Source organism: Nocardioides sp. Soil_C_8, assembly GCF_057656315.1.
Genome location: NZ_JBDGKQ010000001.1, coordinates 173,041 through 195,653, shown reverse-complemented (window position 1 = coordinate 195,653; position 22,613 = coordinate 173,041). Strand labels below are relative to the sequence as shown.

Genomic DNA, 22,613 nt, shown 5'->3' with positions numbered 1-22,613 from the left:
CCCGCAGGTTAGCGGGTGTCTACTCGCAGGTAGGGAGCGTTGGTCATCCGCAGTGCGTCGATCACCACGAGGAGCAGGTCGGGCCGCACGGCGGGCTGGTCGTGACCCAGGGAGAGGTGCAGGAAGAGGGCGCGGAGGAAGTCCTGCGGGGCCGCGGTGGCGGCGTAGGGGTCGTGGTCGACCGGGCCGCGGTAGGGGTTGGCCGCGGCACCGATGCGGTGCACCCACGGCTCGAGGGCGTCGACGCCGAGGGTGTCGCGTCGCAGGATCTGCATCACCGCGGCGGCGATGCGGTCCGGCTCGCCCGAGGCCAGGGGAGCATCGGCCGGCTGCTCGAGCAGCCGCTCGGCCACGATGTCGAGGAGCACCGCGTGCTCGGCACCGGTGAGGTGGTGCGACTCCCCGAGGGCGCCGAGCGTGTCGGCGCCGTGGGCGATCGTGTGTGCCCAGCCCTTGTCGAGGACGTAGCCGCGGGTGTCGCGCTCGGTGAGGAACCAGGTCGCGGCCCGGTCGCCCCACTCGAGGATCTTCGCCCCCGGCAGCAGGTGGCGGTCGTTGTCACGCTCGATGCACGCGCCCAGGATCAGCGCGCTGAAGCTGCGGCGGAAGACGCTGTCGGTGCCGTCCTCGCCGAGCCCGACCGCGAGCCCGGCGACCATCCCGTCCCCGAGCCCCGCGAGCAGGTCGTCGTAGACGCCGTTGCCGATCCAGGTGGCGAGGGCGGGGAAGGCGGTGCCGTCGCGGACCTCGGGACGGGTCGACCCGAGCATCGAGGTGAGCTCGGCCGTGAGCTCGTCGAGCGGACGGTCCGAGGGGACCTCGAACCCGGCGGCTTGCACCTGGTCCCAGTACCCGAGCGACATGGGGGCCATCCTGCCAGCCGCCCCGGACACCGCTCCAGTCCGGTCGCCGGATGCCCCTAGGCTGATCGCGTGCCGTCCCTCCACGAGCTCGTGCGAGCCCACACCGACCTCGTCGAGGACGACGTCGCGTGGCTCCAGCTCCTCATGGCGGACTGGCAGATCCTCGCCGACCTGTCCTTCGCCGACCTGGTGCTGTGGCTGCCGGACCGCGAGGGGAAGGGCTACTGGGCGGGCGGCCAGATGCGCCCCACGACCGGTCCGACGGCGCTGGTGGACGACGTCCTGGGCACCTTCATTCCCGCCGGGCGGCGTCGGATGCTCGACGAGGCCTTCACGACGGGGCGCCTCGTCCGTGAGGGTGACCCCGAGTGGCGCGACGACGTGCCGGTGCGCGTGGAGGTGATCCCGGTGCGCCGGTCCGGCCGCGTCATCGCGACCATCGCCCGCAACACCAACCTGCTCGGCGTACGCACCCCCAGTCGGCTCGAGCTCAGCTATCTCCAGACCGCCGCGGACCTGACCCAGATGATCGCCGGCGGGTACTTCCCGCTCAGCGAGCAGCGCGGCGACCACGCCGACTCACCCCGCGTGGGCGACGGCTTCGTGCGGCTGGACCCGGCGGGGAGGGTGGTGTACGCCAGTCCCAACGGGCTCTCGGCCTATCGCCGCCTCGGCCTGCAGGGCGACCTCGCCGGCCTGGTCCTCACCGACCTCACCCGCGAGCTGGTGCCGGCCCGCAGGCGTCCCGACGAGGAGACGCTCAGCGCGGTGCTCGGCGGCCGCGACGGGCGCGCGACCGAGGTCGGCACCGACGAGGTCACCCTCATCGTGCGCAGCATCCCGCTGCGTCCGCAGGGGGAGCGCAACGGGGCGCTGCTGCTGGTGCGCGACGTCACCGAGCTGCGCAGCCGCGACCGCGAGCTCGTCACCAAGGACGTCACCATCCGCGAGATCCACCACCGGGTGAAGAACAACCTGCAGACCGTCGCCGCGCTGCTGCGCCTGCAGGCGCGTCGTACGGGGGCCGAGGACGCCAAGGCCGCGCTCGAGGAGGCCGTGCGCCGGGTGGGCTCCATCGCGATCGTGCACGAGACGCTCAGCCACGCCGTCGAGGAGACCGTCGACTTCGACGAGATCGCCGACCGGCTGGGCGCGATGGTCGTGGACGTCACCGGCGTCGACGTGCAGGTCCGCGTCGTGCGGGAGGGCTCCTTCGGCAAGCTGCCGTCGGAGGCCGCGACCCCGCTCGCGATGGTGCTGACCGAGCTCCTGCAGAACGCCGTCGAGCACGGCTACGCGGACCAGGAGGCCCGTGCGGACGGGCGGTCGGGGCGGGTGGTGGTCACTGCTCGGCGCATCGTGGGACGGCTCCACGTCGTGGTGGAGGACGACGGGCGCGGCCTGCCCGACGACTTCGACCTGGACTCCTCGACCCAGCTGGGCCTGTCGATCGTGCGCACGCTCGTGGAGTCCGAGCTGGGCGGGCTGCTCGAGGTCGGCCCCGGCAGCCGGGGCACGCGGGTGCAGGCGGACCTGCCGGTCGACTGACGTCAGGCGGTGCGGATGCGGGCGCGGGCGTTGCGGCGCTTGAGCGCGCGGCGCTCGTCCTCGCTGAGGCCACCCCACACGCCGTGGTCCTGCCCGGCCTCGAGGGCCCAGGCGAGGCACTGCTCGCGCACCTCGCAGCGACGGCAGACCTGCTTGGCCTCCTCGATCTGGAGGATCGCGGGACCGGTGTTGCCGATGGGGAAGAACAGCTCAGGGTCCTCGTCGAGGCATGCAGAGCGGCTGCGCCAATCCATGGGTGGGGGAATCCCTCTTTCACATCACGTCGGGTTGCTGTTTGCGGACGTTCAGCTCGGCCCGGGCGCCACAAAGCGCAGCGACCAGACTTGCAATCTTTGAACGTTCACACAACCCCCCGTGCTGGTCGTGTCCGTCACAACTACTGTTGTGCGGTGCCCGTTACGCCCCCGGCTGATACCCCGTCCCCGGACCCCGTCGTCCCACCCCCGTTGCAGGTGGCCGCCGCGCTCGTGGCGCTCGAGGCCCTGGTGCTCGTCGTGCTCGCCGTCCTCGAGCTGGCCAACCTCCGCTCGATCCGGCTCACCATGGGCGTCACCACCACGTTGTTCTTCCTCGCCGCCGCGGCCGGACTGGCGTGGTGCGCCTGGTCGCTGTGGAGGGCCCGGCGCTGGGCTCGCGGGCCGGTGGTGATGGCCCAGCTCATCCAGCTCGGCCTGGCATGGAACTTCCGCGACGCCCCGACGACGCTGGTCGCGATCGGACTCGCGGTCGCCGGCGTCGTGGTCATCGCGGGGCTGCTCCACCCGGCGACCACCCACGTGCTGGAGGAGGACGCCCGACTCGGGAGCTAGTCGGCCTCGAGCGACGTACGCAGCTGGGTGAGGGTGCGGGTCAGCAGCCGCGAGACGTGCATCTGCGAGACGCCGATCTCCTCGGCGATCTGCGACTGCGTCATGTTCTTGAAGAAACGCAGCAGGAGGATCCGCTTCTCCCGCTCCCCGAGGCCCTCGAGCAGCGGCTTGATGGACTCGCGGACCTCGACGTGCTCGATGTTGGCGTCCTCCACGCCGAGCGTGGCGAGCATCGCCGGGGGACCCTCGTCGTCGTCGTCGGACGCGTCGAGCGACAGGGTCGCGTAGGCGTGGGAGGACTCGATGCCCTCCATGATCTCCTCGACGGTGCAGCCGATGACCTCGGCGAGCTCCCGCGGGGTGGGGGAGCGGCCGAGCCTTTGGGTGAGCTCGCCGGTGGCGCTCCCGATCTGCATCCGGAGCTCCTGCAGTCGGCGCGGCACCCGGATCGCCCAGCCCTTGTCGCGGAAGTGGCGCTTGATCTCGCCGATGACCGTGGGCGTCGCGTAGGTGGAGAACTCGACCCCGCGGTCGGTCTCGAACCGGTCGACGGCCTTGATCAGACCGATCGTGCCGACCTGCACGAGGTCCTCGAACGGCTCGCCGCGGTTGCGGAACCGGCGGGCGCAGTGCTCCACCAGCGACAGGTGGAGGTGCACCAGGTCGTCGCGCGCGACGGCGCGCTCGGTGCTGCTCGCCTCGTCGTCGCGCAGCACGCTGAACAGCTCGGCGCTGCGCGCTCGTACGTGGTCGAGACCCGCGAGCGCAGCCTCGACCGCCGTGTCGTCCCCCGTGTCCCCCGTGGCTGTGCTCATGTCAGAGCTCGGCACCTGTCATTCCCGCAGCGACGGCCGACGTGACCGTGAAGCGGACGCGGAACCGTCCACCCTCGGATCCTGCCGACGCGTCCTGCGCCATCGTGTCGAGCACCTGCCAGGCGAAGCTCTCGGTGTCGAGCGGGGGGTCGTCGACGGCCTCGGCCTGCAGCTCGACGGTCATCGACCCCCGGCCGAACCAGAAGCTCGCCACCAGGTCGACGCCCGGGTCGGCCTCGGGGATCACGAGTGCGCTCGCCTCCCCGATCGCGATGCGGAGGTCCTCGATGTCGTCGATCGTGAAGTCGAGCCGGGCGGCGAGCCCGGCAGCCGTGGTGCGGACGATCGTCGCGTAGGCCCCCTCGGCAGGAAGCCGGAGCTCGACGTCGGCGCGAGACGCCCCCGTGTTGTCTGCCATCTGCGTCAATGTCCCGTCCTCGAGGCCGATGCTCCGCACACACTAGCCGTCCCGATCAGGTGAACCACGGACACACCTGGTCGCGCGTGCGCAGCTCGTGGCGGTGCCGTGGGTCGTGCAGCAACGGCGCCGACCTGCCCTCGCTCCTCTGCGCCGGCGCCCCGACGGGGGTCAGCGGCTCGAGCTCGACGACGACGCCGTACACCCCGTTGCCGTCGTCCTCGAGCGACACCGCGCCGAGGCGACGCAGCATCGCGAGCGACGCGGGGTTGTCCTGGAGGACCTCCGTGACGACGCGGTCGACGCCCGGCGGGCGCCTCCGCACCAGCACCTCGAGCAGCACGGTGGCCACACCCCGGCCCTGCCACTCGTCCTTGACCGTGACGGCGAGGTCGGCCGCATCGGCGACGTCGGCGTAGCGCACCAGCCGGGCCAGGGCGACGGGGTCGTAGACGCCGGGCCTCGTCTCCACGCACAGCACGAGCGCGATGTGGTCGACGCCGTCCACGTCGTCGACGAGGTGCTCGAGCATGGCGTCGCTCAGGTGCCTGACCGGTGTGAGGAACCGTCGGCGCTGGGACTCGGGGGAGAGGGTCTCGTACTCCGCGGCGAGCGCCGCCCGGTCGGTGCGCAGCAACGGCACGACGTACGCGTCCGTGCCGTCCCGCAGCGTGACCTGCTCGATCATCGACCCTCCCGTCCGCTGGTCCGGAGCCTAGCCAGCGCAGGTGATGCGGACGCACGAACGCCGCACCGACCGGATGGTCGGTGCGGCGTTCGTTTCGTTCGCTCAGGCCTTCTTCAGCGGTCGCGACCTCGCGGGCTCGGTCGCGCTTCATGACTCGAAGGCCTTCACTTCGTTCAGGCCTTCTTCGTCTCCCAGAAGATCTCGGCGATCTCGTCGATCTTGGCGAGCAGCTCGTCGGCCTTGCCGGCGTCGAGCTCACCCTTGGTGCCGGAGGCGCCGGCCAGCTTGGTGGCCTCGTTGACCAGGGTGTGCAGCTGGGGGTACTTCTCGAAGTGCGGGGGCTTGAAGTAGTCGGTCCAGAGCACCCACAGGTGGTGCTTGACCAGTTCGGAGCGCTGCTCCTTGATCAGGATGGCGCGGGTGCGGAAGTCGGGGTCGTCGTTGTCGGCGACCTTGGCGATGATCGCCTTGATCGACTCGGCCTCGATGCGGGCCTGGGCGGGGTCGTAGACCCCGCAGGGGAGGTCGCAGTGGGCGGAGACCTCGACGGTGGGGGCGAGCAGGTGGCGAAGCATCGGGTTCCTCTCGATCGGGAAGATGTGCGTCTGCTGCGACACTACTCCGCGTGAAGTGGCGTCGGCAGCGGGGTCCCGCCCCTCGGGGTGGCCGCCCCGGCCCGCCGTTCGGGACCGCACGCGTCCGGGGTCGGTCGATGCTCCCGACGCTGCGCGAGGGCGACCTGCTGCTCGTCCGTCACGACGTCGCACCGCGGTCGGGCGACCTCGTCGTCGCCCGCTTCCCCGACGGCACGGTGGCGGTCAAGCGCGCGGTCGAGGAGCGTCGTACGCGCTCGGGCGCAGCCGGCTGGTGGCTGCTGAGCGACAACCCCGACGAAGGGGTCGACTCGCGGCACCGCGGACCGGTCGCGGAGGTCGACGTGCTGGCGGTCGTGCGCCTGCGGGTGTGGCCTTCGCCACGCATGGGACGCCGGTTCCGGGGCCGTTGAGCTGTGCGAGTATCGCCGGCATGGCTTCGCACCCGCACGCCGGCGACCCCGTGTTCGACCTGCACGTCGGCGGCAAGATGGAGATCGTGTCGACGGCCGCGCTGACCGGCCCCGACGAGCTGTCCCTCGCCTACACCCCGGGTGTGGCGCGCGTGTGCGAGGCCATCGCCGCCGACCCGTCGCTCACCCAGCACTACACGTGGGTGCCCAACACGGTCGCCGTCGTCACCGACGGCACCGCGGTCCTCGGTCTCGGTGACATCGGGCCGGCCGCCGCGATGCCGGTGATGGAGGGCAAGGCGGTGCTCTTCAAGCAGTTCGGCGGCGTGGACGCGGTGCCGATCTGCCTCGACACCACCGACGTCGAGGAGATCATCGAGACCGTCGTGCGCCTCGCGCCCAGCTTCGGCGGGATCAACCTCGAGGACATCTCGGCCCCGCGCTGCTTCGAGATCGAGGCGCGGCTCAAGGAGCGCCTCGACATCCCGGTCTTCCACGACGACCAGCACGGCACGGCCGTCGTAGCGCTCGCCGCCCTGACCAACGCGCTCCGCCTCACGGGTCGCGACCCGGCCACCGCCCGCGTCGTGGTGCAGGGCGCCGGCGCCGCGGGTGTCGCGGTGGCGCGGATCCTGCTCGAGGCCGGCATCAGGGACATCGCGGTCCTCGACCGGCAGGGCGTGCTCAGCTCGTCGCGCTCCGACCTCACCCAGGTCAAGGCCGCCCTCGCCCGCGACACCGCCGACCACTTCGACCGGCGCGGCACGCTGGCCGACGTGATGGCCGGCGCCGACGTCTACATCGGCGTGTCCGGCGGGCAGGTGCCGGAGGACATCGTGGCCTCGATGGCCGACGACGCCATCATCTTCGGACTGGCCAACCCGACGCCCGAGGTGCACCCCGACCTGGCGCACAAGTACGCCCGCGTCGTCGCCACCGGCCGCTCCGACTTCCCCAACCAGATCAACAACGTCCTCGCGTTCCCCGGCATCTTCCGCGGCGCCTTCGACGTCCACGCCACCGCGATCACCGAGGGCATGAAGGTGGCCGCGGCCACCGCCCTGGCGTCGCTGGTGGGGGACGACCTGCGCGAGGACCTGGTCATCCCGTCGCCGTTCGACCCGCGCGTGCCGGGCGCCGTGCGCGAGGCGGTGGCCGACGCCGCCCGGCGCGACGGGGTCGCCCGGCGCTGATCGGACCGGACGTCGACCGTGCTACTCGAACAGCGGCCGCAGGTGGTCGTTCAGGAACATGCCCTGCGGGTCCAGCTCGCGGCGGATCGCGATGAAGTCGTGGGCCCGCGGGTAGAGCTCGTGGAGCCGCTCGGGGGTCATGAAGTGGAGCTTGCCCCAGTGGACGCGGGCGTCGTACCCGGCGAGGAGCGCGTCGACCGAGCGGAGGTAGGCCCAGTAGTCGGTGCCCGGCGTGCCGGAGACGGAGATGACGACCGTCGGGGTCCGGTACTGGGGGGAGAGGAAGGCCTCGTCCGGTCCGACGGTGCGCACCTCGAGCGGGTAGACGGAGTCGGGGAGGCTGCGCTGCATCAGCTCGCGCATCGCGTGGAGGGCCTCGGGGGCGCGGTCGAGGGCGACGAAGTACTCCAGCTCGTGGAAGTTGGGGTCGTAGACCATCGGGAAGATGCGGTAGCACCGGTCGACGCGGCGGCCCACGGTGTCGTCGTCCGGTACCTCCGGGCCGACCTCGTCGTAGACCTTGACGTAGCACTGGTCGGCCAGGCGCTCACCGTGGCCATCGAGGTTGTAGAGCGCGCCCGACTCCTCGGTCGGCAGCCAGAACATCCCGAAGTGGCGGTGCTCCTCGACCAGCTGGTCCCAGTGCTCCATCACGTCTTCCCAGGGCCGGAGGCTCACGTGCTCGCGCAACCGGTAGGCGTCGGTGACCTCGAGCTCGAGCTGCGTCACGACGCCGAGCATCCCGACCGAGACCTGCGCGGCGTGCAGCAGGTCGGGCTCGTCCTCGCCGATCTCGCGCACGTCACCGCTCGCCGTCACGAGGCGCACGCCACGCACGACGCCTGACAGGCTGGTGTAGCGGGTGCCGGAGCCGTGCGTCCCGGTCGCCACCGCGCCCGCGATCTGCTGGGTGTCGATGTCGCCCTGGTTGCGCAGCGCCAGCCCGTCGCGCCACAGCGGCTCGTAGAAGTCGCGGATCAGCGTCCCGGGAAGCGCGGTGGCGCGCTTGGCGGCCGCGTCGGTCCCGACGACGCCTCGCATCTCCGAGAGGTCGAGCAGCAGGCCGTCGGTCTGGACGACCGGTGTGAACGAGTGCCCGGCGCCGGCGACCCGGACGCCGCGCCGGTGGTCGGCTGCCACCTTCACGAGCGCGGCGACCTCCTCCTCGTCGCGCGGGGAGGCCGAGGTGACGGGGGAGAAGGACTGGTTGCCCACCCAGTTGGTCCAGGTCATGCCGGTCAGCCTGACCAGCGGCGGACCGGCCGTCAACGGTCGGTCAGAAACCGATCGACGGCTCCGGTGCGACCGTGGTGCGCATGGCGCGCGCCAGCTCGGCGTACGCCCCCAAACGGTGCTCCTGCACCAGTCCTGCGCGCAGCAGGCCGCCGATCCCGTGGCCGAGGAAGCCGGCGGCCAGCGCGGCCACGTCGAGGGTGACGTCGGCGGGGGAGTCGGCGCGCGAGGCGGCGCCGGTGCCGGACGCGGCGGTGAGCCGCCAGCGCCCGGCGTTCCAGGGCGCGTAGCGGTCCTGCACCTCGACCACCACGTCGCAGTCGGACTCGTAGGCGCGCAGCGGCCAGGCCGCCTCGACGTCGACGAGGCGGACCCACGTGCTGTCCCAGGTCTTCAGGTCGCCGGCCCCGCGGGGCCCGCCGACCCAGCCGAGCAGCGGGTCGTCGACTCCGACGTTCTCGAGCTTGGTCGTGCCCATCAGGTCGAGGTCGACGACGCGGCGGGCGAGGGCGAGCCGGGCGGCCGGTCCACCGCAGAAGGTGCCGACCACGACGGTGCCGGATGGCCGGGCGCTCTCCCACTTGTGCTCCCGGCGCAGGCCGGTGAACCCGACGTCCCGGCCGTCGCGCCGGGCGAAGATGATGCGGCGCGGCTCCTTGTCGCGCAGCTGCTCGGCCGTCTCGTGCGCCATCAGCGTGAAGAAGTCCGGCAGGCCGACGATGGTGCCGGGGAAGTCGGGCGCCGCGGCGAGCTGGCAGGCGCGCATCCGCTCGGTCACGCCCGGAGCGGCCATGTCGAGGAGGTGGGTGGTGATGCCGGCGACCTCGTCCTCGAGGTGCGGGGCGGTGAACGTCGTCCCGCGGCCGAGCGAGACCTGGTGCGTGAGCACCGCGTTGCCGTAGCCGAAGCGGCCGTAGATCGCGGCCTCGCTCGCGTGCAGGGCGGACACAGCGGTGCCGGCCTCATGGGTGCGGGCGAGGTGGTCGGACATCATCGCTGACAGCACGCCCCGCCGGCGGGCGTCGGGGTGGACGCCGACCCAGGTGAGGCCCGCGATGGCTACGACGGCTCCGCCGGGCAGCGACATCTCCATCGGGCGCACGCCGTAGATGCCGCTGTGCAGGTCGTCGGGACCGTCAGGGAGGTCGACGACGAAGCGCTGGTCCTCCGGCAACCCCAGCCGCAGGTGGTCGGCGTCGGCATCGGTGACCTCGCCGAACCAGACGAGCTGGTCGGTGGCCAGGAACGTCGCGGGGTCCTCCGAGGGACGTACGTCGATGCTCACCGTCGCAACCCAACCGGTCGGCGTGCGGACCTGCAACCGGATAAGGAGAGCCACTCGCTAGGGTCGAGGAATGTTCGCCGTCTACGCCGAGTCCTTCTCCTCCGACGACCCGCTGAGCGGCCTGGTGGTGGGGGAGCGACCGGCTCCCGAGGCCCCGGACGGGTGGGCGACGGTGACGGTGAGGGCCGCCAGCCTCAACCACCACGACCTGTGGTCGCTGCGCGGGGTGGGCCTGCGTCAGGAGGCCCTGCCGATGATCCTCGGCTGCGACGCCGCAGGCGTCGACGAGGACGGCAACGAGGTCGTCGTGCACGGCGTCATCAGCGACCCCCGGTGGACCGGCGACGAGGCCGACGACCCGGGTCGGTCGCTGCTCTCCGAGCGCCACCAGGGCACCTTCGCCGACCAGGTCGTCGTACCGCGACGCAACCTCGTCCCCAAGCCGGACTCGCTCTCCTTCGAGGAGGCGGCGTGCCTGCCCACCGCCTGGCTCACGGCCTACCGGATGCTCTTCGTCCAGGGCGGCTGCAAGCCCGGTGAGACCGTGCTCGTCCAGGGCGCCGGCGGCGGCGTCGCCACCGCGCTCATCACCCTGGGTCGCGCAGCCGGCCTCACGATCCTCGCCACCAGCCGCGACGAGGCCAAGCGCACGCGGGCCCGTGAGCTCGGCGCCCACGAGGTGTTCGAGTCCGGCGAGCGCCTGCCGGTGAAGGTCGACGCGGTGATGGAGACGGTCGGCAAGGCCACCTGGACGCACTCGATCCGCTCGCTGCGGCCCGGCGGCCGCATCGTCATCAGCGGCACCACCTCGGGCCCGGACGTCGACGACGCCGGCCTGACGCACGTGTTCTTCAAGCAGCTCTCGATCATCGGCTCCACGATGGGCACCCGCGGCGAGCTCGACCTGCTCGTGAAGTTCCTGCACGCCACGGGCGCGCGGCCGCTCGTCGACCGGGCCATCCCGATGGAGCAGGCTCGCGACGGCTTCGCTGCGATGGCTGAGGGCGACGTCTTCGGCAAGATCGTCTTCACCCGATGACCCGCACGCACCTCCTCACCGGGGCGGGCTCCGGCATCGGGCTGGCGCTGGGTCGCCGACTGGCCCAGCGCGGCGACCGCCTCGTCCTGCTCGCGCGCAGCGACGCGCGCGCGGCGGAGCTCGCCCGAACCTTCCCGGACGCCCAGCTCCTGGTGGCCGACCTCGCCGACCCCGGCACCCTCAACGGGCTCGGCCGACAGGTCGACGGCCCCGTCGACTCGGTGCTGCACGTCGCCGGTGTTGTCGACCTCGGGCCGGTGGAGCGGCTGCGGCTCGCCGAGTGGGAGGAGCAGGTGGCGGTGAACCTCACGGCACCCGCGGTGCTGACGCGCGAGCTGCTGCCCCACGTGCGTGCCGCCCGCGGCACGTTCGTGTTCGTGAACTCGTCCGCCGGGCTGAGCGCCAGTGCCGGGTGGTCGGCGTACGCCGCCTCGAAGTTCGGCCTGCGTGCCTTCGCGGACGCGCTGCGGGCCGAGGAGCTCGAGCACGGGGTGCGGGTCAGCACCGTCTACCCCAGCCGCACCGCCACCCCGATGCAGGAGAAGGTCCACGAGCAGGAGGGCCGCACCTACGACGCCACGCGCTGGATCAGCCCCGAGACGGTCGCCGACACGATCCTCCACGTCGTCGACCTGCCCGCCGACGCCACCATCCCCGACGTGACCGTGCGCCCGGTCGTCCCGCGCCCCGGCGCCTAGGCCGGCTCCAGGACGAACACCCGGATCCGCCGGCGCTCACCGACCCGTTGCCGGTAGCGGGCATAGCCCGGGTAGGAGCGCGCCGCCAGCGAGAAGACCTCGTCCGCCTCGGCGGGCGTCGCCGGCCGGGCCACCACCTCGCGGGAGGTGCCGCGGTAGGTGAGGGTCGCCCGCGGATCGGCCTCGAGGTTGAGCGCCCACGCCGGTGTCGCGGCCTGGCCGAAGTTGGTCCCGAGCAGCGCGAGCCCGCCGTCGTACGGCGTCGCGATGAGGTGGCTGGTCCGCCGCCGACCCGAGCGGCGTCCGGTCGTCGTCACGTCGAGCACCTCCAGTCCGGCGAGCAGGCCCGGCGCGCTGCGTTGCCCACGCGTGAGGCGCCCGACGGCGTCGTCGAGGTGGCGGAGCACGTGGGAGAAGACCCATCCACCGGCGCGCGTGCCTGCGCCCCAGCGCACCGCGCGGTGCAGCGGGTTGCCCGTGGCGTGGGAGTAGCCGAGGTCGGCGGCGAGGTCGCGGCCCACGTCAGGCGCCCTCGCGCGAGCGCCAGTTGACCGCGCCGACGAGCAGCATCCGCAGCTGGGTGTGGGCCTGCGCGAGCGTGCGCTCCTCCGAGTCCGGGTCGTCGACAAGCCGCTCGGCCATCGTCACCACGAAGGAGACGATCAGGTCGGCCAGCAGCCTGATGTCGGCGCTCGAGTAGTGCTCGGCGGCGCCGCTGCGAGCCACGTCGGTGGCGAGCTCGCGGGTGATCAGGTCGATCTCGTGCGCGATCGCCTCACGCACCCGCGGCGGCCCGGCGACGCGCTCCCGGGCGATGAAGGCGTAGTGGGACCTGTTGTCCCGCACGTGCTCGGCGACGATCGGGAGCGACCCGTCGATGAAGTCGCGGTACTCCGGGGCGTGGCGCCACACGTCCACGAGCATCGACCGGAGCGAGCGGAAGCTCTCGTCCACCAGTGCGAGCCCGAGCAGCTCCAGGGAGTCGAAGTGGCGGTAGAACGCCGTGGGGACCACCCCGACCTGCCTGGCCACCTGGCGGAGCGAGATCGCCGCGAGGTTGGAGTCGGCCGCGAGGGCGAGAGCGGCGTCGAGGATGGCCCGCCGGGTGCGCTCCTTGCGCTCGGCCCGGGTCTCGCCCGCGCCCGCGCCACGCGGCTGCGCGACGACGAGCGGCTCGGGCTCGGGGGTCATGCCGCGAGCCTAGGGCAGCCGTGGAGTCGCCGCCCTAGTCCTCGGGGTCGTCGAGCCGCGCCAGCCAGGTGGCCAGCCGCTCGACCGGCACCTCGAAGTCGGGGTGGGCGTCGACGAAGGCCTGCAGCTGCTCGGCCAGCCACGCCAGGGTGACCTCCTCGTCACCCCGGCGCTTCTCCAGCTCCTCGATCCCGCGATCGGTGAAGTACACCGCGTGCTCCCTCGGCCCCGGCTCAGTAGTCGTGGCCGGCCGCGCGCGGCGACTCGAAGGCCGCGTCGAGCAGCGTCTTCTGCTCCTCGACGTGGCGCTTCACCGTGCCGACCGACGGCGAGGCGGACGACGGACGGGTGACCGGCTCGACCGTCATGTCGAGCTGCGGCCAGACGTTGAGCTGGTAGTGCGGCCACGGGCCCATGTTGCGCGGCTCGTCCTGCACCCACCGGATGGCCTTGAGGTTGGGGTACTTCGCCACCTCGGCCTTGATCTCCTCGACGGGGTTCGGGTAGAGCCGCTCCACGCGACCGATGGCGAACTCGTCGCCGTTGTCGCGCTTCGACCGCTCGACCATCAGGTCCCACGTCACCCGGCCCGAGCACATGATCAGCGTCTCGACCTTGTCGCGGTCGGCGCTGTCGTCGCCGATGAACGCGCGGAAGGTGGTGTCGCCGACGAAGTCGGCCGGCTGCGAGGCCGCCTCCTTGCGCTTGAGCATCGACTTCGGCGTGAAGACGATCAACGGGCGGTGCTCCTCGCCGAGCGAGTGCCGGCGCAGGAGGTGGAAGTAGGACGCAGGGGTCGAGGGCTGCGCGACGACCATCGCGTCCTCGGCCGACATCGTCAGGAAGCGCTCGATGCGCGCCGACGAGTGGTCGGGACCCTGGCCCTCGTAGCCGTGGGGGAGCAGCAGGACCACGCCCGACTGCTGGCGCCACTTGGTCTCGCCGGCGGAGATGAACTCGTCGATGACGGTCTGGGCGCCGTTGACGAAGTCGCCGAACTGCGCCTCCCACAGCACCAGCGCCTCGGGCCGCGCCACGGAGTAGCCGTACTCGAAGCCGAGGGCGGCGTACTCCGACAGCAGCGAGTCGTAGACGTGGAACTTCGCCTGGTCCTCGGTGAGGTTGGTCAGCGGGGTCCACTCGTCGGCGTTGGTGCGGTCGATGATCGTCGCGAAGCGCTGCACGAACGTGCCGCGGCGCGAGTCCTGACCGGCGAGGCGGACCGGGCGGCCGTCCATGAGGAGCGAGCCGAAGGCGAGGATCTCGCCCGTCCCCCAGTCGATCGGGCCGTCGGTGATCGCGGCGGAACGACGCTGCAGCTGCGGCATCACCTTGGGGTGGACGGTGAAGTCCTCCGGCGGCGTGACGTAGCTGTCGGCGATCCGCTTGAGCACCTCGGGCGTGACGGCCGTGGAGAAGTCGCCGGCCGGCTTGTCCGGGTAGTCCGGGACGGTCGTCCACTCGGTCGGCGCCTCGGAGCTCGCCTCCCGTACCTCGGTGAACACCCGCTCGAGCTGCTGCTGGTAGTCCTTGAGGACCTGCTCGGCCTCCTCGATCGTGATGTCACCACGGCCGATGAGCGACTCGGTGTAGAGCTTGCGCACCGACCGCTTCTGCTCGATGAGGTCGTACATCAGCGGCTGCGTGTAGGACGGGTCGTCGCCCTCGTTGTGGCCGCGACGGCGGTAGCAGACGAGGTCGATGACGACGTCCTTGTTGAACGCCTGGCGGTAGTCGAAGGCGAGCCGGGCGACGCGGATGCACGCCTCCGGGTCGTCGCCGTTGACATGGAAGATCGGCGCCTGGACCATCCGCGCCACGTCGGTGGCGTAGAGGGAGGAGCGCGAGGAGCCCGGCGCGGTGGTGAACCCGACCTGGTTGTTGATCACCACGTGCACCGTGCCGCCGGTGCGGTAGCCGCGCAGCTGCGACAGGTTGAGGGTCTCGGCCACGACGCCCTGTCCGGCGAACGCGGCGTCACCGTGGACGAGCAGCGGGAGGACCGGGAACTTCTCGCCCTGGTCGAGGAGGTCCTGCTTGGCGCGGGCGATGCCCTCGAGGACGGGGTTGACCGCCTCGAGGTGCGACGGGTTCGCCGCGACGGACACCTTGATCTTGTCGCCCGAGCCGGCGACGAACTCGCCCTCGGCGCCGAGGTGGTACTTCACGTCGCCGGAGCCCTGGACCGTGCGCGGGTCGATGTTGCCCTCGAACTCACGGAAGATCTGGCTGTACTTCTTGCCGACGATGTTGGCGAGCATGTTGAGCCGGCCGCGGTGGGCCATGCCGATGCAGACCTCGTCGAGCCCGGTCTCGGCGGCCGCCTCGCAGATCTCGTCGACCAGCGGGATGGTCGTCTCGCCGCCCTCGAGGCTGAAGCGCTTCTGCCCGACGAACTTCGTCTGCAGGAACGTCTCGAACGCCTCGGCCTGGTTGAGCTTGAGCAGGATGCGCAGCTGCTCCTCGCGGGGCGGCTTCACGTGCGGCTGCTCCACGCGCTCCTGGATCCACTTGCGCTGCTCGGGATCCATGATGTGCATGTACTCGATGCCGGTGGTGCGGCAGTAGGAGTCGCGCAGGATGCCGAGGATGTTGCGCAGCTTCATGAAGCGCCGGCCCTCGCCACCGAAGGACCCGGTCGCGAACTCGCGGTCGAGGTCCCACAGGGTGAGGCCGTGCGACTCCACCTCGAGGTCGGGGTGGCTGCGCTGGCGGTACTCCAGCGGGTCGGTGTCGGCCATCAGGTGGCCGCGGACCCGGTAGGCGTGGATCAGCTCGAGGATCCGGGCCTGCTTGACGATGTCGTCGTCGTGGCTGGCGACCACGTCGCGGGCCCAGCGGATCGGCTCGTAGGGAATGCGCAGCGAGCGGAAGATCTCGTCGTAGAAGTCGTTCTCGCCCAGCAGCAGGCCGTGCACGCGCTTGAGGAACTCGCCGGACTGCGCGCCCTGGATGACGCGGTGGTCGTAGGTCGAGGTCAGCGTCATCGCCTTGCTGATGGCGTTGCGGTTGATCGCCTCCTCGGAGGCGCCCTGCCACTCCGGCGGGTACTCCATCGCGCCGACGCCGATGATCGCGCCCTGCCCGGCCATGAGCCGCGGCACGGAGTGGACCGTGCCGATGCCGCCCGGGTTGGTCAGGGACATCGTGGTGCCCTGGAAGTCGGCGACGGCGAGCTTGCCGTCGCGGGCCTTGCGCACCATGTCCTCGTAGGCCGTCCAGAAGGCGGCGAAGTCCATCGCCTCGGCGCCCTTGATGTTGGGCACGAGGAGCTGGCGGGTGCCGTCGGGCTTCTGCATGTCGATCGCGAGGCCGAGGTTGATGTGGGCCGGCGTGATGAGGTTGGGCTTGCCGTCACGGACCTCGTAGCCGACGTTCATCTCCGGCATCGAGCGCAGCGCCTTCACGAGGGCGTAGCCGATGATGTGGGTGAACGACACCTTGCCGCCGCGGGCGCGGGCCAGGTGGTTGTTGATGACCGTGCGGTTGTCCCACAGCAGCTTCACCGGGACCGAGCGGACCGACGTGGCGGTCGGGACCGACAGCGAGGCGTCCATGTTGGCCGCCGTGCGGGCCGGAGCGCCGCGCAGCACCGTGTAGGTCGGCTCGTCGCCGGCCGGGGAGGGGGCGGCGGGCTTGGGGTCCTTGGCGACCGGGGTGATGGAGCCCTTCGCGGGCTCGTCGGCCGCGGCCTTCGGGCGGGGCGTCGAGGTGGCGGGCTTCGCCGGTGCCTTCGCAGTGGTGTTCTCGGGTGCCTTCTCCGGGGCCTTCTCGGGGGCCTTGGCCGGAGCCTGGGACGTCGTCGGGGCCTTGGTCTGGGTCTGGGTCTGCGCCGCGGCCGGAGCCTGGGTGCGCTGCGCGGCGGGGGCCGTGCTGGAGGGGGCCGGGGCGGCACTGCCGTTCCCGAAGTAGGACGCCCACTCCGGTCCCACGCTCCCGGGATCCTTGTCGTACTGCTCCTTCATCTCCTCCACGAGCCACTCGTTGGCTCCCAGGTCAGATGACGGTGCAACCGAGGACTGGTTGCCGGACTGCCCGTTCGGGGACTGCGCCACGCTTGTTTCGCCTCTTCCAATGTGATCGCGCGAGGTATGGACCAAGTCGACGACAAGGCTAGTCGCACACGCACGCAAATGCAGGGCCGGGTTCGCCTGGTGAGGCATGGTGTCGACCACACCCGTAGTCACTCACTAGTTCTTGTCGTCTTTCACCCCCGTCGTCCGTTCCACACCTGCCTGGAGCTCCTCATGCCCCGCCCCTCACCAGGCCGCGCCCACCGGGTCCCCCGCCTCGTGGGACTCGCGCTCGTCCTGCTCGTCCCGCTCACCTCCGCCTGCCAGTCCACCGCCGAGCCGTCGGCCTCGCCGGAGCGGCTCAGCCGGTCCGACTCGCAGGCCACCCTGGCCTCGCACCCCGTACCCACGAAGGTCAGGATCCACCGGGTCCACGGCCGGCTCCCGGTCGCCCGCCGCAAGGCCGTGCGCAAGCAGGTCGGTGCCGTCGTCGACCGGTGGTGGGAGGCGGCCTACCTGGGTGGCACCTACCCCCGCAGCAGCTTCCCCGCGGCGTTCCCCGGCTTCACCGCGGCCGCCGAACAGCGTGCGCGGGCCGACAAGGCGCTGCTGACCAACCAGACCGCAGGCCCGCGCATCGACTCGGTCACCGCACGGCACCGCAAGGTCACCCTCGACATCCTCGCCAGCCGGCGGCAGGCGCAAGCCGTGACCGCGCAGTTCGTCCTGGCGTTCGACACGACCGGCCAGAAGACCGGCACCACCACCGTGCGCGGACGGCTCTTCCTCACCCGCAAGCACGGCGCGTGGCGGGTCTTCGGGTACGACGTCGCGAAGGGAGCCCGGTGATGGTGCGGACCACGAAGATCCTGCGCACGGTCGCGCTCATGGCGGTGCTGGCCGTCACCGCGCTCGTCGTACCCACGTCTGCGGTGCAGCCGACGGACGTCAGCCTGGTGAAGATCCGCCACGCCGAGGGCGTGGCCGTCGGCGGCAAGGACGTCATCTGGATCCTGGCCGTCGGTTCCGACGCCCGGCCAGGGCAGGTGATGACGCGCGCGCGGGGCGACGCGCTGCAGATGGTCGGCATCAACACCCGCACGGGCGCGGCCACCGCCATCGGCGTGCCTCGCGACTCGTGGGTGGCGATCCCCGGCCACGGTCGCGAGAAGATCAACTCCGCGCTCTACTTCGCCGGTCCGCGGGGCATGGCCGGGGCGATGCGCAACCTGACCGGCATCGAGCCCGACTACGTCATGGTCACCCGGTTCCCGTTCTTCGAGGACATGGTCGACGACATCGGCGGCATCATCGTGACGAATCCGAGGCGCTTCCAGGACCCCTACCTGAAGAAGGAGGGCTTCAAGCAGGGCCGCATCCACCTCGACGGCTACAACGCCATGGCCTTCTCCCGGATCCGCAAGGGCCTCGCCGGAGGGGACTTCGACCGCTCGGCCAACCAGCAGCGCACGCTGCGCGGCATCCACGCGAGGATCCGCTCGCAGGCCGACCGGCCCGGGTTCATCGAGCGAGGCGTGATGACGGTCATGGCCCACACCGACACCAACGCCTCGCCCGGCGAGCTCTTCGAGATCGCCCAGGCCGTCGCCCAGGTCGACCCGCGCCGGATCACGACGTGCGTGGTGCGGGGACGGGTCGGGTTCGTGGGTGCCGCGAGCGTGGTGTTCCCCGACGTGTCGCAGGCGCGGCGCCTGGGGCGCGAGGCCCGGCAGGACGCCGCCCTGCGGCACTGCTGACAGGTCGCCTGGGGTCAGGAGCCGTAGATCCGGCCCGCCGTGCGGGCCAGGTCGATGACGACCGCGTCGGAGTACAGCTTGATGCGGAGCCCGATCACCTGCGACCCGCGGTAGCCGGTGTCGACCAGCTGGCGCTGGATCTCACCGGCGCCGCCCGGCAGCTCGACGACCTCGCCGGGTGCCGGGACCGGCACCGGCTGCCCGGCGACGGTGATCGACCCGACGCCCGTCGAGACCTTGGAGCCCACCCGCTTGCCCGCCTTCTGGCGCATGGCCGCGCGTGAGCTGACGTCGGTGATCACCAGCTGGGCGGTGGGGATGGAGACCGACCTGATCGCGGTGCGTGACCAGCCCTTGGCGACCTTGCCGCGCTTCTTGCCGCTCTTCGAGCGGAACTGGTCGCCGTTGACCTGGTAGGTCACGCCCTCGAGCATCACCGGCACGGGGACGAGCTGGGTGGCGTGGGGGACCTGGTAGGTCTGCGTCCGGCCACGGGTGCCCTGGCAGGGGAGCGCCTTGTGCTCGACGTTGCCGAACTTCAAGGCGCCCTGGAGCGCCTGGTAGTCCATCGCCGTGCCACCCGACCGGAAGACGCCGACCGGCGCCGGCCCGCCCATCCGGACCCGGGCGGTGCCGAGCTCGACGAGCTGTCGGCGGTCGCCGGCGGTGACCTCGATCCGCAGCGCCGAGGCCTGCGACTGGGCGTTGTGGCTGTTCGCCCGGCCGTTCTCGTAGCCGAGCGCGATCGTGCCGAGACCGGGGATGACGATGGGCTTGGTGACGTCGCTCAGCACCTGGAAGACCTGCTGGGCGACCTGCTGGGTCCCGGTGAAGACGGTGTCGGTGACCTGGTCGAGCGGAGCGAGGAGCTGCTGGAGCTCCGGCGGCAGCTGCTGCACGACGGTGTTGTCGAGGAGCTCGAGGGTGATGCTGGCGAACGTGAAGCCCTCGTCGTGGCCGTAGCCCCGCGGGGTGTGGAACGCGTTCGCCGTCGTCTGCAGGCCCTTGATGACCAGGCGGGGCGTGGTCAGGGGGCCGACGGTGCCGCCGATGCTGATGTCGCCGATGGTGTTGGTGCCACGCACGCCGTGCGTCTCGCCGTCGACGTACGTCTCGGTGCGGCTCGTGCTGGCCGAGACGCGGATGAGCGGGTTGTCCGGCACCGACACGGCGCTCTGCTGCTCGACGACCTTGCCGGCCGAGCGGGTGCAGAGCTGCTGCGCGTGGGCGTCCTTGAGGTTGAGCGCCTCGACGCTGTCGGTCACCAGCTTCACGCCGTAGACGTCGCCGCGGTAGCCGAAGCCGGTGAGCTGGTCGGCCCTCGCTGCGCGCGCGTCCGACGAGGTGCCGGCCTGCGCCGGAACGGCAGCGGTGGACAGCGCCAGTGCCGCGCTCAGGCCGAGACCGACGGCGGCGGCGAGCCGTCGCTGGGTTGTCTTCATGTCCCCTCCCAGGGTCCGCGGGAGCGACACCTGGCACGTCCCTTGTGACCGCCCAGTAGCTCCCTGGACCGCTCAACGACGCCGGCCCGGATTGGTGACGGCCGTCACGACCGGATCGCCGAGGGAACGGCGAAGGCCCGGACCTCGCGGGTCCGGGCCTTGTGCTGGTGGCGCCTCCGGCAGGATTCGAACCTGCGGCACCTGGTACCGGAAACCAGTGCTCTATCCCCTGAGCTACGGAGGCCTGCGCCGCCCGGATCGCTCCGGGGCTGGTGCGCGGTGAAGACTACCGGTCGCCCGGCGCCGTGGTGAAACCGCCTCAGCGCAGGGCCAGCGACCCGGACGTGTCGGCCGGGAAGGGCAGGCCCTGGTGCTCGGCGATCCGGGCATCCAGCTTGCCCGCGACGTCCTCGGGCCAGGGCGCGGTGCGCCGGGTCTCGAGGTCGATGTGCAGGAAGATCTCCTCGACGACGCACGCCACCTGCCGGTGCGTCTCGTCGAGCAGGTAGACGAGCACGTGGGCGGCCCGCTCCGAGCGTCCGAGCAGGCGCACCCGCGCCGACATCGTGTCGCCGGTGCGCAGCTCGTTGAGGTAGGTGACGTGGTGCTCGGCGGTGAAGCACGCGTGACCGTGGGTCAGCGGCCACATCTGCGGGATGCCGACCTCGACGAGCGACTCGTCGAGCCCCTCGCTGGCGATGCCGATGTAGTGGCGGACGTTGAGATGGCCGTTGATGTCCTCGAAGGGCATCGGCACGGGCTGCTCGACGTAGGCGAGGAGGTCGATCAGCTGGTCGTAGGTGGGGTGCGTCGTCACGCCCCGAACCCTAGGGCAGGACGCGCAGCGGGTCCGCGGGCCACGGCGTGAAACCGGTTCGGCCCACGCCACGACCCGCCGATAGGCTTGTCCGGTGAATCCCGATCAGCTCTCCGAGACCATCGTCGACGTGCTGGGGGCCCTCGTGGCCGACGGCGCGATCACGCTGCCCGACGGCGTGCCGGCCCAGGTCACGGTGGAGCGACCCCGGCAGAAGGGGCACGGCGACTACGCCACCAACGTGGCGCTGCAGCTGGCCAAGAAGGCCGGGACCAACCCACGCGCCTTCGCCGACCTCGTGGCCGAGCGCCTCCGGGCCGCCGACGGCGTCGCCGAGGTCGAGGTCGCCGGTCCGGGCTTCCTCAACGTGACGGTCGAGGCCGGCGCGCAGGGCCAGGTCGCCGCCGACGTCGTCGCGGCAGGAACGGCGTACGGCCGCTCGGCGACGCTGGCCGGCCAGTCGGTCAACATCGAGTTCATCTCCGCCAACCCGACCGGTCCGCTCCATCTCGGTCACACGCGGTGGGCCGTGCTCGGTGACGCCATCGGGCGCGTGCTCGAGGCGGCGGGCGCATCGGTAGCGCGGGAGTTCTACATCAACGACCGCGGCAACCAGATGAACCTCTTCGGCGCCTCCCTCGAGGCCCGCGCGCTCGGCAACCCGGTACCGGAGGACGGCTACCAGGGGGCCTACGTCGCCGACCTGGCGGCGGAGATCGTCCGCCGGCAGCCGGACATCGTCGACCTGCCCGAGGGCGAGCGGCTCGAGGCCTTCCGCGAGGCGGGCTATGCGTTGCAGCTGAAGGAGCAGCAGGACCAGCTCGACGGCTTCAACACACACTTCGACGTGTGGTTCTCCGAGCGCGACCTCCACGCCGACGAGTCCCACGGCTCGGTGGCCGACACCCTGCGGAGTCTCAAGGACAACGGTCACCTCTTCGAGGCCGACGGCGCACTGTGGATGCGCACCACGGACTTCGGCGACGACAAGGACCGGGTGCTCATCCGGTCCAACGGCGAGCTCACCTACTTCGCCTCGGACACCGCCTACTACCTCAACAAGCGCGCACGCGGCTTCGACCACTGCATCTACCTGCTCGGTGCCGACCACCACGGCTACGTCGGTCGGCTCCGGGCGATGGCCGCGTGCGTCGGGGACGACCCGGCGCAGACGCTGGACGTGATGATCGGTCAGCTGGTCAAGATCATGCGCGACGGTGAGGAGGTGCGCCTGTCCAAGCGGGCCGGGACCATCGTCACCCTCAACGAGCTGATGGAGGAGATCGGCGTCGACGCGCTGCGCTACTCCCTGGCCCGCTACCCGGCCGACAGCCCGCTGACGCTCGACGTCGCGGAGATCACCAAGGCCTCCAGCGAGAACCCGGTCTACTACGTGCAGTACGCGCACGCGCGCTCCTGCCGGATGATGGAGAACGCCGCCGCCATCGGCATGGTGTCGCCCGGTTCCGCGTTCGACCCGGCGCTGCTCTCCCACGAGCTCGACGGACGGCTGCTCCGCGCGCTGGCGGAGTTCCCGCGGGTCGTCGCGAGTGCTGCTGAGCTCCGTGAGCCGCACCGCGTCGCCCGCTACCTCGAGGACACCGCGGCGGTGTTCAACAAGTGGTACGACACCAAGGAGTGCCGGATGCTCCCGATGGGCGACGAGCCCGTCACGCCCGCCAACGAGGCGCGCCTGGTCCTGGTGCAGGCGGTCCGCACGGTGCTCGCCAACGGCCTCGACCTGCTCGGCGTCTCCGCTCCCGAGAGGATGTGATCG

Annotated in this window: 23 protein-coding genes and 1 tRNA gene; 9 read left to right on the top strand and 15 right to left on the bottom strand. The window is 71.5% G+C overall.

Annotated elements, in window-relative coordinates:
* Positions 1-8 precede the first annotated feature (8 nt).
* Positions 9-863, bottom strand: a complete 855-nt coding sequence (locus tag AC3A3L_RS00975) for a DUF2785 domain-containing protein (RefSeq protein WP_487638161.1) — start codon at positions 861-863, stop codon at positions 9-11.
* 69 nt (positions 864-932) lie between these two features.
* On the opposite strand from AC3A3L_RS00975, the gene AC3A3L_RS00970 reads away from it, so the two are divergent.
* Positions 933-2,411 carry a sensor histidine kinase gene (locus AC3A3L_RS00970; RefSeq protein WP_487638160.1) on the top strand — a complete coding sequence of 493 codons (1,479 nt, stop codon included), beginning with the start codon at positions 933-935 and terminating at the stop codon, positions 2,409-2,411.
* A 2-nt stretch (positions 2,412-2,413) separates the two neighbouring features.
* On the opposite strand, the gene AC3A3L_RS00965 is transcribed toward AC3A3L_RS00970, so the two are convergent.
* The gene (locus AC3A3L_RS00965) at positions 2,414-2,665 is read right to left on the bottom strand and encodes a WhiB family transcriptional regulator (protein ID WP_056601527.1); all 252 of its coding nucleotides are present in this window, start codon (positions 2,663-2,665) and stop codon (positions 2,414-2,416) included.
* 156 nt (positions 2,666-2,821) lie between these two features.
* Here AC3A3L_RS00965 and AC3A3L_RS00960 point away from each other — a divergent pair, with 156 nt between their 5' ends.
* Positions 2,822-3,241, top strand: a complete 420-nt coding sequence (locus tag AC3A3L_RS00960) for a hypothetical protein (RefSeq protein WP_487638159.1) — start codon at positions 2,822-2,824, stop codon at positions 3,239-3,241.
* On the opposite strand, the gene AC3A3L_RS00955 is transcribed toward AC3A3L_RS00960, so the two are convergent.
* The 4 genes from AC3A3L_RS00955 to sodN form a co-directional block, all read right to left on the bottom strand.
* On the bottom strand, positions 3,238-4,056 hold the full coding sequence (locus AC3A3L_RS00955) for an RNA polymerase sigma factor SigF (protein ID WP_487638158.1): 819 nt from the start codon (positions 4,054-4,056) through the stop codon (positions 3,238-3,240). The two genes, AC3A3L_RS00960 and AC3A3L_RS00955, sit on opposite strands and share 4 nt — an antisense overlap.
* Before the next feature lies 1 nt (position 4,057).
* A complete protein-coding gene (locus AC3A3L_RS00950) occupies positions 4,058-4,474 on the bottom strand; it encodes an anti-sigma factor (RefSeq protein ID WP_487638157.1) in 417 nt (138 codons plus the stop codon).
* Positions 4,475-4,529: 55 nt separating this feature from the next.
* Positions 4,530-5,162 carry an N-acetyltransferase family protein gene (locus AC3A3L_RS00945; protein WP_487638156.1) on the bottom strand — a complete coding sequence of 211 codons (633 nt, stop codon included), beginning with the start codon at positions 5,160-5,162 and terminating at the stop codon, positions 4,530-4,532.
* Positions 5,163-5,335: 173 nt separating this feature from the next.
* Positions 5,336-5,737 carry a superoxide dismutase, Ni gene (gene sodN, locus AC3A3L_RS00940; protein ID WP_179620218.1) on the bottom strand — a complete coding sequence of 134 codons (402 nt, stop codon included), beginning with the start codon at positions 5,735-5,737 and terminating at the stop codon, positions 5,336-5,338.
* Positions 5,738-5,787: 50 nt separating this feature from the next.
* Here sodN and AC3A3L_RS00935 point away from each other — a divergent pair, with 50 nt between their 5' ends.
* Both AC3A3L_RS00935 and AC3A3L_RS00930 read left to right on the top strand, forming a co-directional pair.
* Positions 5,788-6,168, top strand: a complete 381-nt coding sequence (locus AC3A3L_RS00935) for a S24/S26 family peptidase (protein ID WP_487638155.1) — start codon at positions 5,788-5,790, stop codon at positions 6,166-6,168.
* 20 nt (positions 6,169-6,188) lie between these two features.
* Complete coding sequence (locus AC3A3L_RS00930) at positions 6,189-7,361, top strand: NAD(P)-dependent malic enzyme (protein ID WP_487638154.1); 1,173 nt, start codon at positions 6,189-6,191, stop codon at positions 7,359-7,361.
* A gap of 21 nt (positions 7,362-7,382) precedes the next feature.
* Here AC3A3L_RS00930 and AC3A3L_RS00925 read toward each other — a convergent pair whose 3' ends face one another.
* Together AC3A3L_RS00925 and AC3A3L_RS00920 are read right to left on the bottom strand one after the other, a co-directional pair.
* A complete protein-coding gene (locus AC3A3L_RS00925) occupies positions 7,383-8,594 on the bottom strand; it encodes a D-arabinono-1,4-lactone oxidase (protein WP_487638153.1) in 1,212 nt (403 codons plus the stop codon).
* A 43-nt stretch (positions 8,595-8,637) separates the two neighbouring features.
* Positions 8,638-9,879 (bottom strand): GNAT family N-acetyltransferase, encoded by a 1,242-nt coding sequence (locus AC3A3L_RS00920; RefSeq protein WP_487638152.1) that lies wholly within the window; start codon positions 9,877-9,879, stop codon positions 8,638-8,640.
* 70 nt (positions 9,880-9,949) lie between these two features.
* Between AC3A3L_RS00920 and AC3A3L_RS00915 the strand changes: the two genes are divergently transcribed.
* Together AC3A3L_RS00915 and AC3A3L_RS00910 are read left to right on the top strand one after the other, a co-directional pair.
* Positions 9,950-10,918 (top strand): zinc-binding dehydrogenase, encoded by a 969-nt coding sequence (locus tag AC3A3L_RS00915; RefSeq protein ID WP_487638151.1) that lies wholly within the window; start codon positions 9,950-9,952, stop codon positions 10,916-10,918.
* Positions 10,915-11,616, top strand: coding sequence for an SDR family oxidoreductase (locus AC3A3L_RS00910; RefSeq protein ID WP_487638150.1), 702 nt, complete (start codon positions 10,915-10,917; stop codon positions 11,614-11,616). The genes AC3A3L_RS00915 and AC3A3L_RS00910 overlap by 4 nt, the downstream gene beginning before the upstream one ends.
* Here AC3A3L_RS00910 and AC3A3L_RS00905 read toward each other — a convergent pair.
* The 4 genes from AC3A3L_RS00905 to AC3A3L_RS00890 are packed head-to-tail and all read right to left on the bottom strand — an operon-like array spanning position 11,613 to position 16,862.
* Positions 11,613-12,137: a nitroreductase family deazaflavin-dependent oxidoreductase gene (locus AC3A3L_RS00905; RefSeq protein WP_487638149.1), complete on the bottom strand. Its 525-nt coding sequence runs from the start codon at positions 12,135-12,137 to the stop codon at positions 11,613-11,615. The two genes, AC3A3L_RS00910 and AC3A3L_RS00905, sit on opposite strands and share 4 nt — an antisense overlap.
* A 1-nt stretch (position 12,138) precedes the next feature.
* Complete coding sequence (locus tag AC3A3L_RS00900; protein WP_487638148.1) at positions 12,139-12,807, bottom strand: TetR family transcriptional regulator; 669 nt, start codon at positions 12,805-12,807, stop codon at positions 12,139-12,141.
* A 34-nt stretch (positions 12,808-12,841) separates the two neighbouring features.
* A complete protein-coding gene (locus tag AC3A3L_RS00895; RefSeq protein WP_310245736.1) occupies positions 12,842-13,018 on the bottom strand; it encodes a DUF6104 family protein in 177 nt (58 codons plus the stop codon).
* A gap of 22 nt (positions 13,019-13,040) precedes the next feature.
* Positions 13,041-16,862 (bottom strand): multifunctional oxoglutarate decarboxylase/oxoglutarate dehydrogenase thiamine pyrophosphate-binding subunit/dihydrolipoyllysine-residue succinyltransferase subunit, encoded by a 3,822-nt coding sequence (locus AC3A3L_RS00890; protein ID WP_487638147.1) that lies wholly within the window; start codon positions 16,860-16,862, stop codon positions 13,041-13,043.
* Between the two features lie 192 nt (positions 16,863-17,054).
* Here AC3A3L_RS00890 and AC3A3L_RS00885 point away from each other — a divergent pair, with 192 nt between their 5' ends.
* Together AC3A3L_RS00885 and AC3A3L_RS00880 are read left to right on the top strand one after the other, a co-directional pair.
* Positions 17,055-17,669 (top strand): hypothetical protein, encoded by a 615-nt coding sequence (locus AC3A3L_RS00885; RefSeq protein ID WP_487638146.1) that lies wholly within the window; start codon positions 17,055-17,057, stop codon positions 17,667-17,669.
* Positions 17,669-18,577 (top strand): LCP family protein, encoded by a 909-nt coding sequence (locus AC3A3L_RS00880; protein WP_487638145.1) that lies wholly within the window; start codon positions 17,669-17,671, stop codon positions 18,575-18,577. The genes AC3A3L_RS00885 and AC3A3L_RS00880 overlap by 1 nt, the downstream gene beginning before the upstream one ends.
* Positions 18,578-18,591: 14 nt before the next feature.
* Here AC3A3L_RS00880 and AC3A3L_RS00875 read toward each other — a convergent pair whose 3' ends face one another.
* From AC3A3L_RS00875 to AC3A3L_RS00865, 3 genes are all read right to left on the bottom strand, one after another.
* Positions 18,592-20,019 carry a choice-of-anchor P family protein gene (locus AC3A3L_RS00875; protein ID WP_487638144.1) on the bottom strand — a complete coding sequence of 476 codons (1,428 nt, stop codon included), beginning with the start codon at positions 20,017-20,019 and terminating at the stop codon, positions 18,592-18,594.
* Between the two features lie 168 nt (positions 20,020-20,187).
* Positions 20,188-20,263: transfer RNA gene (locus AC3A3L_RS00870), tRNA-Arg, on the bottom strand.
* A gap of 75 nt (positions 20,264-20,338) precedes the next feature.
* Positions 20,339-20,836, bottom strand: coding sequence for a thioesterase family protein (locus tag AC3A3L_RS00865; protein ID WP_487638143.1), 498 nt, complete (start codon positions 20,834-20,836; stop codon positions 20,339-20,341).
* A 94-nt stretch (positions 20,837-20,930) separates the two neighbouring features.
* On the opposite strand from AC3A3L_RS00865, the gene argS reads away from it, so the two are divergent.
* Entirely contained in the window at positions 20,931-22,610 is a 1,680-nt protein-coding gene (gene argS / locus AC3A3L_RS00860; RefSeq protein ID WP_487638142.1) for an arginine--tRNA ligase, read from the top strand.
* Positions 22,611-22,613 lie beyond the last annotated feature (3 nt).